Source organism: Agrobacterium rubi TR3 = NBRC 13261 (genome assembly GCF_000739935.1).
In the GTDB taxonomy this organism is placed as follows: domain Bacteria; phylum Pseudomonadota; class Alphaproteobacteria; order Rhizobiales; family Rhizobiaceae; genus Agrobacterium; species Agrobacterium rubi.
The window spans coordinates 124,503-142,833 of sequence record NZ_BBJU01000012.1; the positions used below are offsets into that span (position 1 = coordinate 124,503).

An 18,331-nucleotide genomic window follows, 5' to 3' on the forward strand; every position below is an offset into this window, starting at 1 on the left:
GCTTGTAGACAGGCAGATCAGATTTTTGCGCGGGCCGCTTTGGTGAATTTCTTGATGACCATATCCCGTTTCAGGCGGGAAATGTGGTCGATGAACAGAACACCGTTGAGATGGTCCATTTCATGTTGCAGGCAGGTCGCCAAAAGGCCGTCGGCCTCCACCGTCTGCTTTTTGCCATCGCGATCGATATAGCCAACCGTCAGCGAAGCCGGTCGCTCCACCTCGGCGTAATAGTCGGGGATGGACAGACAGCCCTCCTCATAGGCCGAGACATCGTCCGACACTTTGAGGATTTCCGGGTTGATGAACACAACCGGATTGCGGTCTTCGTCTTCGCGCGAGATGTCGATGACCAGCATGCGGCGCGGCACGCCGATCTGGATTGCGGCAAGGCCGATGCCCGGCGCATCATACATCGTGTCCAGCATGTCGTCAGCCAGACGCGTGATCTCCGCATCCACCTGTTCGATGGGCTTGGATTGCTGGCGCAGCAGTGGATCAGGCAAAATAATAAGAGGTTTGATCGTCATGGCTTCCCCATAACGCATCTCATCTTTGGAGGAAACAAAAAATAAAGGCCAATATTAGCGACATGAGCAGCGGCAAATGGGACTCATTTACGCCTCAGAAATGTTCTTGTTTTGATCTGACGAATCACACGAAATCTGTTAGATTTGGCTATGAACATCGATCTTAATGCGCTTGGTACGACAGCTTTCAGTCTCGGCAGCCTCCAGATATCGGTTGGCGCTCTCCTCGGCATTCTCATTGCAGGCTGTCTGGTGGCTGCGGCGTTCGTATGGCGCAAACCGCCAGCCAACGATCAATCACGTGACGAAATCACCGAGCTTCTCAGAACCCAGTCGGAACTGCATGGACGCATCGCCGCCATGACGGAAAGCCTCAGCGCCCGCCAGAACGAGATGAGCCAGACGCTGAACGACCGGCTGGATGGCATGTCGCAGCGCATCGGCACCACTTTGACGGAGCAGACCCGCTCGACGCACGAAAATCTCAGTAAATTGCAGGAACGCCTCGCCGTCATCGATGCCGCGCAAGGCAATATTCAGGATCTGGCCAAGGACGTCATCGGCCTACAGGCCATTCTCAACAACAAGCAGACGCGCGGTGCCTTTGGCCAAGCACGTATGGAAGCGCTGATTGCCGACGCCCTGCCCTCGGGTTCATACAGTTTGCAGCCCACACTTTCGAACGGCTTTCGGCCTGATTGCACCATCAGAATGCCGAACAATGCACCGCCACTGGTCATCGACGCCAAGTTTCCGCTGGAAGCCTGGAATGCGCTGAAGGCCGACGATACGCCGGAGGCCAAACGCACCGCCACCCAGCAGTTCCGTCGCGATATGGAAGTGCATATCCGCGATGTCGCCGACAAGTATCTGATCTCCGGCGAAACCCAGGACACCGCCTTTATCTTCGTGCCTTCGGAATCGATCTTTGCCGATATTCATCAACACTTCGAAAATCTGGTACAGCGCGCGCACCGGTCGCGCGTCGTTATCGTCTCGCCATCGCTGTTGATGCTATCGGTGCAGGTCATCCAGTCTGTGCTGAAAGACCAGCGCATGCGCGAACAGGCGCACCTCATTCAGGGTGAGGTCGCAATGCTGATGGACGATGTGCGGCGTCTGGACGAGCGGACGCGCAAATTGCAGGCGCATTTCGGGCTGGTGCAGAAGGACGTGGACATGATGCTGACCTCGTCCGACAAGGTCTTGGCACGTGGTATCAAGATCGAAAGCCTCGATTTCGCCCCGTCGCAAAAGGAAATTGCCCATCTGGAGGCAGAACAGTTGCGGCGCATCGCGGATGTGCGCGCCGGTGCCACCAAGCTGAGGGTGGTTGACGACGAGTGATCCACTCGGCAAAGTCGCCTTCGTTTTTGCCCCTTATGGAATGACCCGCATGATCACAGTTTTCGGCTCCATCAACATGGACCTCGTTGCCATTTCCGACCGCCTGCCCAAGCCAGGTGAAACCGTGACCGGCAAGACCTTCTCCACCGCTGCCGGTGGCAAGGGCGCCAACCAGGCGCTGGCTGCGAAACGCGCCGGTGCCACAGTGAAAATGGCGGGTGCCGTTGGCGACGACGCCTTTGCAGCCCCGGCACTCACTCTGCTTCGCGATGCCAGAACCGATCTGTCACTGGTCAAGTCCGTTGCCGTGCCGACCGGAACCGCCGTCATCCTGATCGGTGAGGGTGGGGAAAACATGATCTCTGTCATTCCCGCTGCCAATGGCGAGGTCTCGGGAGCCGATGCGGAACGAACTGTCTCAGAGATGACGGCAGGCGACATCCTGATGTTGCAATTCGAAATACCAGCCGAGGCCATCGAAGCAGCGTTGAAGGCCGCCAAGGCAAAGCGCGTCACCACGCTCATCAACACCGCGCCGCTGACATCCGAGGCGCAGCGCCTGTCGCGACTGGCGGATGTCGTCATTGCCAACGAAACCGAATTCGAATTGCTGATCGGCAAAAGCGGCCTGTCTTCCGATCAGCGGGAAAAGGAACTCGCCGCCCTTCACGACGAGACCGGCCAAACCCTCATTGTCACTCTGGGTGCCGAAGGGGTGATCGCCATCCGCAATGGCAAGCTCGTCAAGGCCAAGGGCCTGAAGATCGAGCCGGTCGATACGGTCGGTGCGGGCGATACGTTCTGCGGTTATCTAGCTGCGAGCCTCGATGCTGGCCTCGATTTCGAAGCAGCACTTCGCCGCGCCGCCGTTGCCGGTTCGCTGGCCTGCACACGCCCCGGTGCGCAGCCGTCCATTCCCGTCGCATCCGAGGTGGATGCGAAGCTCTGAAAATCAGGTTCGGATGAAGGTGAGATAGGCGGAGCTGCGACCCTCGCGCTTCGCCTTGTTCTCGTAGCGCGTGCCCGGCCAAGTATCGAACGGCGTGTTCCAGTCGGCGGATGTCTGCGCCGTCCATTCGAACCCGCCATGGCTGGCGCAATGCTGTAGCGTCCAGTTGATGTAGGTATCGATATCCGAGGCGAAGCAGAATTTCGCTCCAGGCTTCAGCACACGATGAAACCGCGCCAGATTAACGTCTGACACGAAGCGACGCTTCCAGTGCTTCTTTTTCGGCCATGGGTCGGGATAGAGCAGATCGATATGGTCGATGCAGGCATCCGGCAGCCAGTCCAGCAGTTGCGTCGCGTCATCGTCATAGAGACGGATGTTCATCAACTCGCGCTCTTTCACGCTGCCAAGAAGCTTTGCCATAGAGTTGACGAAGGGCTCGACGCCGATGAAACCGGTATCAGGGTTTTCGGAGGCACGGTGGATGAGATGCTCGCCACCGCCAAAGCCGATTTCGAGGCGGATGGTTTTCACATCGGCGGGAAACAGGGCCGCGAGATTTTGGGGCGGCTGAGTCTCAAGATCGACCTTCAGCAACGGCAATAGGTTTTCGATCGTATCGACCTGCTGGTTGCGCAGCGGCTTGCCCTTGCGCCGACCAAAAAACGCTTCCGTTGCGCGTGAACGCCTCTCTTCCGTCATTTCAACACTCTCAGACAAAATGGATAACCCGCACCGCGCCTGTTCAACTGCGCTGTGCGGGTTTCAAAACGTTCAGACCGTATCTCTCAATCGGTAGCGATTGACAAGCCTTATGCGGCTTTCAATGCATCCTTGAGAGGCTTGACCAGGTCCAGCTTCTCCCAGGAGAAGGAGCCGTCACGGCCAGCCTTGCGACCGAAATGGCCATAGGACGAGGTCTTGGCGTAGATCGGCTTGTTGAGATCGAGATGGCGACGAATGCCCGATGGCGAGAGGTCGATGACCTTGCGGATCGCGGCTTCGACTTCGTCTTCGCTCATCTTGCCGGTCTGGTGGAAATCGACATAGACCGACAGGGGCTGCGCAACGCCAATGGCGTAGGACAGCTGGATCGTGCAGCGTTCTGCCAATCCTGCGGCCACGACGTTCTTGGCAATGTAACGGGCAGCATATGCTGCGGAACGGTCGACCTTGGTCGTGTCCTTGCCGGAGAATGCACCGCCGCCGTGAGGGGCTGCACCGCCGTAGGTGTCAACGATGATCTTGCGGCCTGTCAGGCCAGCGTCGCCGTCAGGACCACCGATTACAAACTTGCCTGTCGGGTTGATGTACCACTGGCAATCGTCGGCGATCTTCAATTCGCCCAGAGCTTCACGAATATAGGGCTCCACGACGGAGCGGACCTTCTTGGAGTCCCAGCTGGCATCGAGATGCTGTGTGGAGAGCACGATGGAGACGGCCTCAGAAGCCTTGCCATCGACGTAACGCACGGTCACCTGGCTCTTGGCGTCGGGGCCGAGCTTGGCTGCTTCGCCTTCGCCGCATTTGCGCGCGGTGGCCAGAAGCTGGAGAATGCGGTGCGAATAATAGATCGGGGCCGGCATAAGGTCCGGCGTTTCCTTGCAGGCGTAACCGAACATGATGCCCTGGTCGCCAGCACCTTCGTCGCCCTGCTTGTCGGAGGCGTTGTCCACGCCCTGCGCAATGTCGGCAGACTGGGGGTGCAGCAGCACGTCGATCTTGGCCGTCTTCCAGTGGAAGCCGTCCTGCTCGTAGCCGATATCACGGATGGCCTTGCGGGCGGCAGCCTTGAACTTGGCAGGATTGATGACGGGATGACCGCTCGCGTCCTTGAACACGGAGCCGTCTTTGTCCTTCTTCAACAGCGTGTCGGGAACACGCACTTCACCGGCGATGATCACGCGGTTCGTCGTGGCAAGCGTCTCGCAGGCGATGCGCACCGTCCAGGGATCAACCCCGGTCTTGGCGGCTTCGCGGTAGATCAGATCGACGATTTCATCGGAAATGCGGTCACAAACCTTGTCAGGGTGACCTTCAGCAACGGACTCGCTGGTGAATAGGTAATTGGCACGCATGCGGGATTCCCCTCAAAGAAACGGTCATCGTTGTTAGTCACATTGCTCGAAAAAAACAAGGACACAACGACATAAATATATCTTTATATCGGAATTCCTAAATCATCCTTACGCAATAAAAAACGGCCCCGAAGGGCCGTTTGCAGTTCAGCAAAACTGTTTGGGCGGGTTATTCCGCGTCGCCTTCGGCGGCCAGCGCCTTGACGAGATCGACGATACGACGGCGAACCTTCGGGTCGTTGATCTTCACGAAGGCGCGGTTGAGCTGCAAACCTTCGGACGAAGACAGGAAGTCCACGACGTAGTTGGAGCTATTGGCTTCCGCCATGCCCGTGGCGCTGACGCCCTGGTCGCCCGGCGCATCTTCGAAGAAGAAGGAGACGGGAACGTTCAAAATACCGGAGATGTTCTGCAGGCGGCTGGCGCCGACGCGGTTCGTCCCTTTTTCGTATTTCTGAATCTGCTGGAAGGTAATGCCAAGGCTTTCGCCCAGCTTTTCCTGGCTCATACCCAGCATGGTACGACGGAGGCGAATTCGGCTCCCGACATGAATGTCAATCGGGTTCGGCTTTTTCTTGTTTTCTGTCATGTTATTGTCCTGACATTCAAAAAATATTCGGTGTTAACCATCACACAGCGTCACAGCCCTGAACCACAGGATTGTCGCTACACGAAACATATCATGTGCGTTGTGCAACCTAACAAGAGCACTATGCAATTTTAGGGGTTTTTGGTCAATTCTTACGATCGAGCAAACCGAGCCGCGCAATTATCGCGATTACGAGTAACACGCCAAAGAACAACCAAAAGTGCATTTGTCTCATATCTGCGGTGATCACGCTAGTAGCCGCACCACCTAAAGTAGAATCGATTATTCCCATTTGACCGTAGTCCAGACCTGCGACAATTTGCCCCATAGGGTTTATTACGGCTGAAATGCCGGTATTGGCGGCGCGAATCACTGGAATTCCAGTTTCCACCGCGCGGATTCTGGCCTGCTGAAAATGCTGATAGGGACCCGGCGTATTGCCGAACCAGCCATCATTCGTGACGTTGACGATGGCCGCCGATGTGGCGATATCGTCGGGCACCTCGCCTGGAAAGATGATTTCGTAGCAGATGAAGGAATGCAGCTTCTTGCCCGATGGCAGCGTGATCGGGTTTCGGGTCACGGCCGGTGAAAAGCCACCCGGCAGGCTGATGAGATTGTTGATGCCGATTTTGCGCAGCACATCCTCGAACGGCACATATTCGCCGAACGGCACCAGATGGACCTTGTCGGTGGCACCGATGATCTGGCCTTCACTGTCGATGGCATAAACGGAATTGTAATAGCGCGGCGCGATCCCCGCGCCCGCATCTTCCATCCGCACCGCACCGGTCAGCAGGATTTGACCGTCTTCCAGCGTCTTAGCAATCTCGGCCAAGGCATCCGGGTTTTGCGTGAGAATGAAGGGAACCGATGTTTCCGGCCACACGATGATATCAGGGCGCTTATGGCCCGGCGATGGCGGCAAGGCAGACAGACGCAGATGCGTGTTGAAGATTTCGGTCCTGTCCTCATTGAGCATCTTCACCGATTGATCGATCCGCGGCTGGACGATCCTGACGGTCACATCGTCGGTCGCAGGCGGCAGCGGCTGGTGCAGCCGATAGGCACCGTAACCCAAATGAAACGCCATCATGACTGCTGCAATGGAGAGACCCGGCAGCATACCCTTTTTCGTGCCCAGCAGCGCCGGACTGGCGAACACGAAAACCGCCAGCATCGACATGCCGAAGATGCCGATGAGATAGGAAGTCTGCATCATCATCGGGATCGGCATGATGCCGTAGCCCACCGTATTCCAGGGGAAACCCGTCAGGATGAAACTGCGTAGCCATTCGATCAGCCCGAAGGCCGCCGCCAATGCCGCGATCCGGCCCCAGCCATCCGACCACAACAGGTTGGCCAGCATCGTGGCGATGCCATAGAAAACGGCAAGGCAGGCGGGAAGACCTAAAATGGCGAGCGGCAGCGCCCAGGCAAACTCGTCGGCGTCCAGCAGCAACGCATTACCCAGCCACCACAGACCGGCGACGAAATAACCAAAGCCGAACAGCCAGCCGATGAGGAAGGTTTTCCAGCCGCGAGACCAGACGCCGCCATCGGGATGTCCCGTAGTGCCGTCGATCAGCCAGACAAGCAGCGTGAAGGACACGAACAGTGCGGCAAAGAAACCGACGGGAGGCAGGGCGAGCGCACCGAAGGCACCGGCAAGAACGGCGATGCATACTCGGCCAAAACCACTGCCCAACATGATTTTGCCCGCCAGTCGTTCCATGCAGTCTCCACCTTATAACGAGGTACCGTCTAACACTCATGACCGGGGAAACGACACCGTCTGTTCAACGGGACTTACTGTAAAACACGCCACGCGTCCACTGCGCTCACCGCAGATGCTAGAGCGTTTCCTTGCCAATCGAATCGTTCTAGGTGCCTGAAACGACGAAGACCGCAAGGCACAGCGCCTGCGGTCTTCGTCGTTGAACCAAGCGTGATCCTTTTAGACCGGCGCGTTGTCCGCACGGCTGGATGGAGATGGCAGAGAGAGAACCACCTGGCTTGCCGCATTGGCAGGCGCCTGGTCGTCTTCGCCCTCGGAAGACTGATTGCGCACGATGCGAACGCCTTTGATGCGGCGCGAATCGGCATCGAGAATGTGGAACTCGAAACCGGGAACGGCACGAACCACCTCGCCCTTGACCGGAATGCGGCCGAGCGCAAAGAAGATCAGCCCGCCCAGCGTATCGATTTCCTCGATATGTTCGCGCACGTCGAAATCATGGCCAATCACTTCGGCGAGCTCCGTCAACTCGGCGCGGGCATCGGCAATCAGAACATCGTCCGACACGCGCGAGAACATCGTCTCATCCTTGTCGTGTTCGTCGTCGATATCGCCGATCACCATTTCAACGATGTCTTCATGGCTGACGAGACCGTCGGTTCCGCCATATTCATCGATGACGAGTGCCAGCTGGGTGCGCTGCGCCTGCATGGTCTTCAACAGGGTCGAGGCCAGCATGGAGGACGGCACGAAGAGAATTTTGCGCACCAGACCGGCTTCCACGAGCGTCTTTTCCAGATCGACACGGGCCAGATCGAAATTCGCACGCGGCGATTTTGCCGCACGCGTTCCCTCGACGACTGCGGCACGCGAACCTGCCCGGCGCTTGTTGCGGGCCTGCTTGCCGATAAACGACAGGAGATCGCGAATGTGGATCATGCCCTTGGGGTTATCCAGCGTCTCGTCATACACAGGCATACGCGAACGACCGGTCTCTTCGAAGAGAATCATCGCTTCGCCGACGGTCATGTCCTGATCGAGCCCGTCGATATCGACGCGCGGGATCATGATGTCTTCGACGCGCACTTCGCGGAAACGCAGGATATTGTTGAGCATCGCCCGTTCTTCGGGCGTAAAGGCGGCACCGATTTCGGTGTCGGTCATCAATGCGTCGGTGATGTCTTCACGAAGACGCTCGCCCTGCGATGGCTTCAAGAGCCTCGAGATGCGGGACCAGATGCTGGCCCTGGGTTTGGCCTGATAGTCCTGACGTAAGGGACTACTGCCCTCCTCCGATGAGGATTGTTCCCCGGTGTCTTTGCCCTCGAGGGGCGGTCTTGCCGAATGTTCGTTCATGGTCCCAAACTGTTAATTCAAAGCGGTTCCTGTCCCGCATAGGGATCAGATAGACCAAGCTTGGCCAAAATGCGAGTCTCAAGCCCTTCCATTTCTTCCGCGTCGTCGGCTTGTATATGATCGTAACCGAAAAGATGCAGAAATCCATGCACCAGAAGATGTGTCAGATGATCATCGAAACTCTTCTCGAGATCAAGAGCTTCACGCTCCACGGTTTCGCGCGCGATGACGATGTCACCCAGCATCGGCCCCGGCATGTCGCCCGGCTCCAGCGGATAGGCCGGAAAGGACAGCACATTGGTCGGCTTGTCCTTCTCGCGCCACTGCGCATTGATCTCCCGGATCGAAGTGTCGTCTGTGAAGACCAGTGACAGCTCGGTGGTCTGCTTCGGAAACGGCTGCTGTTCTTCCGCCTTCAGAAAGTCGACAGCCGGGTCGAGAACCCGGCTGGCAAATGCGAACAGCTCTTCTTCCGATGGCCAGTTCTCAGCCTCGACGCTGATCTGAATATCCAATGCGGTCATGTCTTGCGTCAAATGCCTCTTGGCAGGCTTTCATCAGGCACAGCCGTCTGTGCTTCATAGGCGCGAACGATGCGTGCCACCATCGGGTGGCGCACGACGTCGACATCCTTGAAGCGCACGACGGACACGCCTTCGACTTCGGTCAGGATTTGCAGCGCTTCCACAAGGCCGGACTTCATGCCGCGCGGCAAATCCACCTGGCTCGGGTCACCTGTCACGATCATGCGACCGTTTTCACCCAGACGCGTCAGAAACATCTTCATCTGCATCGTTGTGGTGTTTTGCGCCTCGTCGAGAATGACGACCGCATTGGCCAGCGTGCGTCCGCGCATGAAGGCCAGCGGCGCGATTTCGATGACGCCCGCCTGAATGGCGCGCTCCACCTTGTCACCCGGCATCATGTCGTAAAGGGCATCGTAAAGCGGGCGAAGGTAGGGATCGACCTTCTCTTTCATGTCGCCGGGCAGAAAGCCAAGGCGCTCACCGGCTTCGACGGCTGGTCGCGACAGGATGATGCGATCCACCACGCCCCGTTCCAGAAGCTGTGCTGCATGCGCCACAGCCAGATAGGTCTTGCCGGTACCGGCAGGGCCAACGCCGAAGACGAGCTCCGACTGTTCCAGTGCCCGCATATAGACGTCCTGCGTCGGCGTGCGGGCAGCGATGGTCTTTTTGCGGGTGGAGATTTGCGCCATGGAGACCTTGGCTTTGCGCTCCATGGTCGGCAGGATCAGCTGATCGTCGGCAGCCATGGCCATGCGAATGGCCCCTTCCACGTCTGACACTTCGACGGTTCCGCCCTTCTGAAGGCGCTCGTAAAGCGTATCCAGCGCGCGGCGGGCTTGGTTGGTGGCAACGAGGTCGCCTGTGATGGCAACCGAATTGCCGCGCGGGCGCGCGTCGATGTTCAAACGCTGTTCCAGCAATTTGAGGTTCTGATCGAACTGACCGAATAGCTCTCCGGCTATCCTGTTATTCTCGAACGTGAGGACGAAGTGATTGGCGTCGGTCGCGGCTGGGCGTGGCTGGCGCGATGAGGGTGATACCAATTCGTGTGCGTTCAAGCGGTCAGGCTCCCGTCCTAATCAGTGTCGGTTCCTCACTCTAGCTTTATGCCACCTCGGCAAACAAGCTGTTTGGACCCGTTGCGGTGATTCGTACATGAATAATGTCGCCGATTTTCATGTCATTTGCATCAAGATTCACAGATTGCAGCCAAGGAGATCGTCCGATCAACTGGCCAGGCATCCGGCCCGGCTTTTCCAGCAACACATCCATGGTTTTGCCGACCAGCGATCCGGCAAAATCATGCTGCTGTTTCAGCAGAAGAGCCTGTAGTCGCTCGAGCCTCTCGGCCTTCACGTCCTCGGGTACCTGATCAGTCAAATCCGCTCCCGGCGTACCGGGACGTGTCGAATATTTGAACGAAAAGGCCTGCGCATATTTCACCTCTTCCACCAGTGCGAGCGTATCGTCGAAATCGCGATCCGTCTCACCGGGGAAGCCGACAATAAAATCCCCGGACATGGCAATATCAGGGCGGGCACCACGAATTTTTTCGATAAGCCTAATATACTCGTCGCCGGTATGGCGACGGTTCATGGCCTTGAGTATCCGGTCAGAGCCGGATTGCACCGGCAGATGCAGATAGGGCATCAGAACGCGCAGATCTCGATGCGCCTCGATCAGACGCTCATCCATGTCGCGCGGATGGCTGGTGGTGTAGCGCAGGCGGGCGATGCCGGGGATTTCGGCTAGTCGGTACAGCAACTCGGCCAAGCCCCATTGCGCGCCATCAGTGCCGGTTGAACGCCATGCATTGACATTCTGCCCAAGCAGCGTGATTTCCCGCACGCCGGAATCGGCCAGCCTTGCGGCCTCATCGACGATCTGCTGCACGGGCCGCGAGACTTCGGAGCCGCGCGTATAGGGCACCACGCAGAAGGTACAGAACTTGTCGCAGCCTTCCTGCACCGTCAAAAAGGCCGTGACACCGCGTGCCCGTATCTTTGCCTTGTCGGCAACCGGCAAATGCTCGAACTTGTCTTCGACCGCATATTCGGTCTCGATCACCCGCTCGCCACCGCGCACGCGCTTCAAGGCTTCCGGCAGACGGTGGTAGGTCTGCGGACCGATGACCACATCGACAGCCGGCGCACGGCGCAGAATTTCCTCACCCTCGGCCTGCGCCACACAACCCGCCACGCCGATCATGAATTCGCGACCCTGCTCGTGGCGGGATTTTTTCATGTCCCGCAGGCGGCCAAGCGCGGAATAGACTTTTTCTGCGGCCTTTTCGCGGATGTGACAGGTGTTGAGCAGAACCAGATCCGCCTCGCCCATGTCCTCGGTCGGCACATAGCCGTCCTTCGCCAGAGCATCGCTCATGCGCACGGAATCGTACACGTTCATCTGACAGCCATAGGTCTTGATGAAGACCTTGCGGCTGTTTGCGCCGTCGCGAAGAACGGATGGGGCGGGCTCGAGGCCGATTATTTCCTGGGTCATAGCCGCTATCTAATGATTTTGAGCGCTGGATTAAACAGAAAAATACGTATTCCAGATCATCGAACCGAAAAGTGTATCGCGTTATCAGGACAATCCGATGCTCAACGCGGCTTTCGCCATCCGCCGCGCAAGCTGAAATTCAACATGGCACGAAGAGACATCGTCGCATCCGCGCTCAATTCCTTGCGGTTATCACCGCGACGGAAGGGGATCGCCTCGCCGAAGGAGACATCGACATCGATGGCCCCGGCTTTCAGCAAACCGAGTAGCGATGGCACAAGACCGATGGTTCCCGGCCATGCCGCAACCGTGCGGTGGTAACGGCCCATCGCCATGCCGTAAATGCCGGTATAGGCAATTGCCACCGGCTGGACATGCACCATCTGCCCCGGCACCTGCTCGGCCGCACTGGAGGCGGCCCCGAAAAGCGATGACTTGATGGGCAGGAGACGGTTGCCGTCTGACGTGGTTCCCTCGGGAAACAGAACGACGATTTCGCCACCTGCAAGGCGTTCGGCAATCTCGTTGACCTGCGCTCCGGCGCTGCGCTTGTGCTCACGCGCCACGAAGATGGTTTTCTGCAAGCGCGCCAGAAGACCGAAGACCGGCCAATTGCGCACTTCCGTCTTGGCGATGAAGGCCACATCGGCAACGCTGCCCAGAACCATAATGTCGGTCCACGAGACATGGTTGACCACGAGAAGCAGCGGCTTCGATGTCTCCAGCGGACCGTGGACGTGAACCTTGATGCCCAGCGTATGACAGGCGACCCCATGCCAGAATCGTGGCAAGCGGCGCCGGAAGGGAAGGTCGAACCAGAGACCGACCAGCTGCACCGGCAACAGAACCACTGTAACGATCGTCAAGACAACGATCAGGTAGATCAACCGCAACCACATCATCGCTTCATTCGCTTTGTGGCCCTGTCTGGTTTCAATGGTCTTCAGGCTTCAACGGAACACCATAGAGCTCAAGCCGGTGATCCACCAGCTTGAAGCCGTGTTCGCGGGCAATCTTTTCCTGCAACGCTTCGATCTCAGGCGAATGAAACTCGATGACCACACCATGCTTGAGGTCGATCAAGTGATCGTGATGCTCTTCCGGCATGGTCTCGTAGCGCGAGCGGCCATCGCGGAAATCATGCCGCTCGATGATACCGGCGTCTTCAAACAGCTTGACCGTGCGATAGACCGTGGAAATCGAAATGCGCGGATCGACCGCAGACGACCGGCGATAAAGCTCTTCGACATCGGGATGATCGTCGGATTCCTGGATGACGCGGGCAATCACACGACGCTGATCGGTCATGCGCATGCCGCGCTCGGCACAGAGTTCTTCCAGGGTTTTCGAGAGGTCTATCACGTCTTTTAGGCTTCCAGATGCTTTCGTTGCATGGCGCGCAAGCGCTGTGTTCAATCACTACCACGAACTAGCGAAGATCACGCCGCATGACAAGCGCCGTCGATTTCGTCCCGTCTTTCGCCGTGTAATAGGCCTGCCGTTCGGCAACCGTTTGAAAGCCGAGTTTCTTGTAGAGGCCGATGGCCGAGGCATTACCACCATCGACCTCCAGAAACATGGTTTCGGCCCCCCGCATCATCGCTTCGCGCATCACCGACTGCATCAACCGCCAGCCGAGCCCTGAGCGACCGAATTTGTCGCTGACCGCAAGGGTCAGGATTTCCGCTTCGCCACCCGCTTCGCGCGACAAAACGAACCCACCCAGCGGCTTGCTGAAAAATGCATTGGTCTGGCGCGCGACGGCACCGAACACACTGGACTGGCCCAAAAGGCTGGAAAATTCGCCGTCGCTCCACGGGCGTGGAAAGCGCTCCTGATGGAGAAGGGCCACGTCGGCGCAGTCGGCGTGCTCCATTGTCACGACTTCGAAAAACGGTTTCCAGCTGAGATAATCGTCGAACATTGCAGGGAATCATCCGCAAAAAGGTATCAATCTGCCGTATCAGGCTACCGGGCGGCGTTCCAGCGCAAATCCTGCCTGCGGCTTGGCGTCCGGTCCGCGCAGATAAAGCGGTGCGGGTTTCGGCATGCCCTGCGGCTTTTGCGCTGCGACGCGCGCAACGGTCGCAATCGCAAACCTGTCAGGCCCGGAGCCCGTTTCGCCACCCGCTAGAAGCGGTGCGGCAGAACCGATGACGGTGCCGGCAAAGCCCGCGAGTGCCGCTTTCGCCTCGTCCAGAGACAGAAGAGCCGCATCGCTCAAAGGCGATCCGTCTGCGCCAAAGGTCTGAAGATAGGTCTCGTCGCGCTTGGCATCGAGCCCGACGGCCACCGGCAGACCGGGATTTTGACGATGGTAATGCGCCGCAAGCGTTTCCAGCGTGGTGATGCCCACCGCTTCGACACCCAGTGATAGCGCAAATCCACGCGCAGCCGCGACACCGACGCGAATGCCGGTAAACGAGCCCGGCCCGATGGTGACGGCAATCCGCTCTACGTCCTGAAGGGTCAGGGATGCCTGGTTCAGGGCACCGTCGATGATGCCCATCAACAGTTCCGCATGGCCCTTGCCGATGTTTTCTGTGACATCGCCGAGAACGGCATCATCAGCGCTGTCATAAAGGCAGGCGGAGCAATCTACGCCTGAGGTGTCGATGGCAAGAATGATCATCGGGAAAAGCCGCCCTTTATCAGACGGCCTCGACCTCTTGCACTTCAGGAACGAAATGGCGCAGCAAATTCTGAACGCCGTGCTTCAGCGTGGTCGTGGAGGATGGGCAACCCGAGCAGGCACCCTTCATGTTGAGGAATACGGTGCCATCGCGAAAACCACGGAAGGTGATATCGCCACCATCCTGCGCAACGGCGGGACGAACGCGGGTTTCGAGCAATTCCTTGATGGTAGCGACGATGGTTTCATCGCCCGCCTCGAAGAACTCTTCTTCTTCGTCGGAAATCTCAGCCGATACGGCCGTGCCCATCAACGGGCGACCGGACATGAAGTGTTCCATGATAGAGCCGAGGATCGCAGGCTTCAGGTGCTGCCATTCCGCACCGTCCTTGCTGACGGTGATGAAATCGAAGCCGTAATAGACCCCGGTCACGCCCGGAATTTCAAACAGCACGGCTGCCAGCGGCGAAGCTTGCGCCTGCGCGGCATTCAGGAATTCCGCCGTCCCGCTTTCCAGAACGACCTTGCCCGGAAGAAACTTCAACGTGGCAGGGTTCGGGGTGGATTCCGTCTGAATGAACATAGTGATCTCCTTCGGGATGCACACCAGCAATCCCGGAATTTAGAATACTTCCAAAGTATGCCGGACGAAGCCTGACTTCAAGTCCTGACATGATAAACCCATTCAAGACATAAGCATATCCCGTTTCAAACTGATCTGGGCTGCCTCAGCAAAGCGCGTCGATTTCCTCGTCTGTCAAGCTGTCCGGCAGAACCGTCACGGGAATGGGAAAGGCGGTCCCGCGCCCGGCGATGGACGAGACCAGTGGACCCGGACCTTCCTTGGTAGAACCCGCTGCCAGAACGAGAATGGCGATATCGCGGTCTTCCTCGATCAGGCCATGAATCTGCTCTGCGGCATTGCCTTCGCGGATCACCGTTTCCGGCTCTGAGCCAACATTTTCACGCACCTTTTGCGCAACCTTCGCCAAGGAAGCCTCGGCTTCCTCGCGGGCTTCGGCACGCATGATCTGCTCGACCCCCAGCCATTGCTGGAAATCGCCATCCGGAATCACGTAGAGAAGCACAAGCGCGCCATTGGAATTCTTTGCGCGGCGACCGGCATAATGAACGGCCCTTTCGCATTCGGGCGTCCCGTCGATGACCACCAGAAATTTACGGCGGTGTCCCTCGAGACGCGAAAGCCGTTTCGATACCATTGCGTACTCCTGTTTTCGCCGTCACGGCCAAAGCCGCCCGACGGCTCGGGCGGACTTTATATCAAATTCCAGGATTAAAAAATGCTTCTGCTTATCAGCGCAGGAAGCCGATGATGTCGCGCACCTCGTTCATGGTTTTTTCGGCCATAGCGCCAGCCCGCTCGCCACCCTGCTTGAGGATGCCATCGATATGGCTGACATCACCCAACAGGCGGCGCATCTCGCTATTGATCGGGGCGAGAACATTGACCGCGAGATCAACGAGCGCAGGTTTGAAGGCCGAGAACTGCTGGCCGCCGAATTCCGAGAGCACATCGGCCTTGGTCTTGTCGGACAGAGCCGCATAGATGCCGACGAGGTTTTCCGCTTCCGCGCGGCCCTTCAGGCCATCAACTTCGCTCGGCAGCGCATCCGGGTCGGTCTTGGCCTTCTTGATCTTGCGCGACAGCGTATCGACATCGTCCATTAGGTTAATGCGCGACAAATCCGACGGGTCGGACTTCGACATCTTTTTCGTACCGTCCTTCAACGACATGACACGCGGCGCAGGACCGCCGATCAGCGGCTCCACCATCGGGAAATAGGCATGAACCGGCTCGTTGCCGACGGTGATGTCGATGCCGAGACCGGCAGTGCGAATATTGTCGCTGAAATCGATGTTGAATTTCTGGGCGATGTCGCGCGCCAGTTCCAGATGCTGCTTCTGGTCGTCACCAACGGGAACATGGGTCGCGCGGTAGACCAGGATGTCAGCAGCCATCAGGCTTGGATAGGCCAACAGACCCAGCGAGACCTGTTCGGCATTCTTGCCGGACTTGTCCTTGAACTGGGTCATGCGCTCCATCCAGCCAATGCGCGCCACGCAATTGAACACCCATGCCAGTTCCGCATGCTGCGGCACGGCGGACTGGTTGAAGACAATATGCTTGATCGGATCGATGCCCGCCGCGATGAAGGCGGCTGCAATCGAGCGCGTCTGCGCCTTCAGGTCGGCATGCACCAGCTGTGCTGTAATGGCGTGCATGTCCACGACGCAATAGATGCAGTCATTGTCTTCCTGAAGCGCAACGAATTTGCGGATGGCACCGAGATAGTTGCCGAGGTGGAGGTTTCCGGTCGGCTGGACGCCTGAGAAAACCAGCGGCTTGAATGCGTTCATGATCATCCTCGAAAAGGCTTGTGGAGGGCCTTGCCTCGCGTTTCGGATTGGGTTTCAAATTGGCCGCGCTTATGCACCCGCAACAGCCTGCAATCAAGGGGTTTCGGTGGGATCAACCTGACTTTCCGTTTTCGACTTGCGCCGCTTCAATCCCCGTTTGACCATGCCGAGATTGGCGCCGCCGGACAGGAAAGCCAGTCCGAAATAAAGGATCATGGCTGCGAAAACGAGAGCCAGAAGCGTCCCGGCCCGCACCGCGATAGAGGACGCAGACGACAGCTCATAGGCGAGATAGGCCAGCGCATAGTGGATGGCAATGGCCATGACGGCTGCAGCAAACAGAAGGCGTGGAATGCGGGTCAGAAGCGGAATATCGAGCTTCCAGTGGCCGCGCCAAAGCAGCATGCCGAACAGAAGGGCCGCATTGACCCAACCGGCGGTGATTTCCGCCGTGGCGATGCCGGGTCCGCCATAGGTCGGAAACAGGGTAAGCGCCATCGACACGTTCACGACGACGGAAATGGCGGCAAAGATCATCGGCGTGCGGGTGTCTTCACGCGCGAAAAAGCCGGGAATGAAGGCCTTGATCAGCACGAAGGCGGGAAGGCCCAGGCCGTAAATGCCGAGGATTTCCGCGACGGTTCCGGTTGCCGATGGGGAGAAGTTGCCGCGCTCATACAGGAACCGCACGATGGGTTCGGCCATGACCAGCAAGGCGGCAGCGGCTGGAAGGGTCAGGAACATCACGAACTCGACGGAGCGGTTTTGCAGATTGGCCGCTTCCACCTGATGCCCACCGCGCAAGGCGCGCGCCAGCTCCGGCAACAGCACGGTCGCCACGGCAATGCCGACGACGCCGAGCGGAAGCTGGTAGATGCGGTCGGCATAGGCCAGCGACGAGATGACGCCCTCTTTGCCGGACGCAATATTGGTGTTGATCAACAAATTGATCTGGGTGATGCCGCCTGTGATGGCGGCAGGCAGCGCCAGCACCAGCAACCGCTTGACGTTACCCGTCATGCGCGGGCGACGAAAGCCGATCTTGATACCGGCATTGCGCACGGCAATCCAGACGATGGCCAGTTGCACGAAACCGGCTGCCATCACGCCCCAGGAGAGCGCATAGCCCACCTGAAGCGGATCGAAGCTCTTCCACCAGGCAAAACCCAGCACGCCGATCAGAATGATGTTGAGGAACACAGGCGCAATCGCCGCTGCAAAATAGCGATGCAACGAATTCAGCATGCCACCCATCATCGCCGCCAGCGACATGCAGGCGAGATAGGGAAACATGATGGTGGCGAGACGCACCGTGTTGTCGAACTTCGTCGGATCTTCGACGAAACCCGGCGCAATCACCGTTCGCACGATGAAGGGCATCGACAGTTCCATGAGGATTGTCAGCGCCATCAGCACCGTAAAGAGAACGCCGAACACTTCTTCGGAAAAGCGCTTCGCGCCCTCCATGCCGTTGACTTCGATTTCCTTGGCAAACAGCGGTACGAAAGCGGAGTTGAAGGCGCCTTCGGCAAACAGGCGGCGGAACGTATTGGGAAAACGAAAAGCCGCATTGAAGGCATCCGCCACTGGCCCCGTGCCAACGGCTGCGGCCATCAGCATTTCACGGACGAAGCCGAATAGCCGGCTACCGAGTGTAGCCGTGCCGACGGTTGCGAATTTCGCGATCAGACCCATGGTTCG

19 protein-coding genes are annotated in these 18,331 nt (G+C 58.1%); 2 read left to right on the forward strand and 17 right to left on the reverse strand.

The genetic code is table 11. From position 1 onward, the window contains the following. Positions 1-17: 17 nt before the first annotated feature. Positions 18-530 (reverse strand): peptide deformylase, encoded by a 513-nt coding sequence (gene def, locus RRU01S_RS09965; protein WP_045230237.1) that lies wholly within the window; start codon positions 528-530, stop codon positions 18-20. Between the two features lie 150 nt (positions 531-680). On the opposite strand from def, the gene RRU01S_RS09970 reads away from it, so the two are divergent. Next, on the forward strand, positions 681-1,877 hold the full coding sequence (locus RRU01S_RS09970; protein WP_045230121.1) for a DNA recombination protein RmuC: 1,197 nt from the start codon (positions 681-683) through the stop codon (positions 1,875-1,877). A gap of 49 nt (positions 1,878-1,926) precedes the next feature. Further along, a complete protein-coding gene (locus RRU01S_RS09975) occupies positions 1,927-2,826 on the forward strand; it encodes a ribokinase (RefSeq protein WP_045230238.1) in 900 nt (299 codons plus the stop codon). A 3-nt stretch (positions 2,827-2,829) separates the two neighbouring features. Here RRU01S_RS09975 and trmB read toward each other — a convergent pair whose 3' ends face one another. From trmB to murJ, 16 genes are all read right to left on the reverse strand, one after another. Beyond that, positions 2,830-3,528, reverse strand: a complete 699-nt coding sequence (gene trmB / locus RRU01S_RS09980; protein WP_045230122.1) for a tRNA (guanosine(46)-N7)-methyltransferase TrmB — start codon at positions 3,526-3,528, stop codon at positions 2,830-2,832. Between the two features lie 110 nt (positions 3,529-3,638). Further along, entirely contained in the window at positions 3,639-4,904 is a 1,266-nt protein-coding gene (gene metK, locus RRU01S_RS09985) for a methionine adenosyltransferase (protein WP_045230123.1), read from the reverse strand. Positions 4,905-5,073: 169 nt separating this feature from the next. Continuing rightward, the gene (locus RRU01S_RS09990; RefSeq protein ID WP_045230124.1) at positions 5,074-5,493 is read right to left on the reverse strand and encodes a helix-turn-helix domain-containing protein; all 420 of its coding nucleotides are present in this window, start codon (positions 5,491-5,493) and stop codon (positions 5,074-5,076) included. 145 nt (positions 5,494-5,638) lie between these two features. Continuing rightward, positions 5,639-7,228, reverse strand: coding sequence for an apolipoprotein N-acyltransferase (lnt, locus tag RRU01S_RS09995; protein WP_045230125.1), 1,590 nt, complete (start codon positions 7,226-7,228; stop codon positions 5,639-5,641). A 222-nt stretch (positions 7,229-7,450) separates the two neighbouring features. Beyond that, on the reverse strand, positions 7,451-8,587 hold the full coding sequence (locus RRU01S_RS10000; protein ID WP_045230126.1) for a hemolysin family protein: 1,137 nt from the start codon (positions 8,585-8,587) through the stop codon (positions 7,451-7,453). A gap of 17 nt (positions 8,588-8,604) precedes the next feature. After that, positions 8,605-9,111 carry an rRNA maturation RNase YbeY gene (ybeY, locus tag RRU01S_RS10005; protein WP_045230127.1) on the reverse strand — a complete coding sequence of 169 codons (507 nt, stop codon included), beginning with the start codon at positions 9,109-9,111 and terminating at the stop codon, positions 8,605-8,607. Positions 9,112-9,119: 8 nt separating this feature from the next. Then, on the reverse strand, positions 9,120-10,175 hold the full coding sequence (locus tag RRU01S_RS10010; RefSeq protein WP_045230128.1) for a PhoH family protein: 1,056 nt from the start codon (positions 10,173-10,175) through the stop codon (positions 9,120-9,122). Positions 10,176-10,221: 46 nt separating this feature from the next. Continuing rightward, the gene (miaB, locus tag RRU01S_RS10015; protein ID WP_045230129.1) at positions 10,222-11,619 is read right to left on the reverse strand and encodes a tRNA (N6-isopentenyl adenosine(37)-C2)-methylthiotransferase MiaB; all 1,398 of its coding nucleotides are present in this window, start codon (positions 11,617-11,619) and stop codon (positions 10,222-10,224) included. A gap of 101 nt (positions 11,620-11,720) precedes the next feature. Next, positions 11,721-12,521 carry a lyso-ornithine lipid O-acyltransferase gene (gene olsA / locus RRU01S_RS10020; RefSeq protein ID WP_045230130.1) on the reverse strand — a complete coding sequence of 267 codons (801 nt, stop codon included), beginning with the start codon at positions 12,519-12,521 and terminating at the stop codon, positions 11,721-11,723. Between the two features lie 31 nt (positions 12,522-12,552). Next, a complete protein-coding gene (locus RRU01S_RS10025) occupies positions 12,553-12,981 on the reverse strand; it encodes a Fur family transcriptional regulator (protein ID WP_045230239.1) in 429 nt (142 codons plus the stop codon). Positions 12,982-13,048: 67 nt separating this feature from the next. After that, entirely contained in the window at positions 13,049-13,543 is a 495-nt protein-coding gene (locus RRU01S_RS10030) for a GNAT family N-acetyltransferase (RefSeq protein WP_045230131.1), read from the reverse strand. A gap of 39 nt (positions 13,544-13,582) precedes the next feature. Next, the gene (gene tsaB / locus RRU01S_RS10035; protein ID WP_045230132.1) at positions 13,583-14,251 is read right to left on the reverse strand and encodes a tRNA (adenosine(37)-N6)-threonylcarbamoyltransferase complex dimerization subunit type 1 TsaB; all 669 of its coding nucleotides are present in this window, start codon (positions 14,249-14,251) and stop codon (positions 13,583-13,585) included. 19 nt (positions 14,252-14,270) lie between these two features. Next, positions 14,271-14,834 (reverse strand): NifU family protein, encoded by a 564-nt coding sequence (locus tag RRU01S_RS10040; protein ID WP_045230133.1) that lies wholly within the window; start codon positions 14,832-14,834, stop codon positions 14,271-14,273. Between the two features lie 145 nt (positions 14,835-14,979). After that, on the reverse strand, positions 14,980-15,471 hold the full coding sequence (locus RRU01S_RS10045) for a universal stress protein (RefSeq protein WP_045230134.1): 492 nt from the start codon (positions 15,469-15,471) through the stop codon (positions 14,980-14,982). Positions 15,472-15,565: 94 nt separating this feature from the next. Continuing rightward, positions 15,566-16,630, reverse strand: a complete 1,065-nt coding sequence (gene trpS, locus RRU01S_RS10050) for a tryptophan--tRNA ligase (RefSeq protein WP_045230240.1) — start codon at positions 16,628-16,630, stop codon at positions 15,566-15,568. 93 nt (positions 16,631-16,723) lie between these two features. Then, the gene (gene murJ, locus RRU01S_RS10055; RefSeq protein ID WP_045230135.1) at positions 16,724-18,325 is read right to left on the reverse strand and encodes a murein biosynthesis integral membrane protein MurJ; all 1,602 of its coding nucleotides are present in this window, start codon (positions 18,323-18,325) and stop codon (positions 16,724-16,726) included. Between the last annotated feature and the right edge of the window lie 6 nt (positions 18,326-18,331).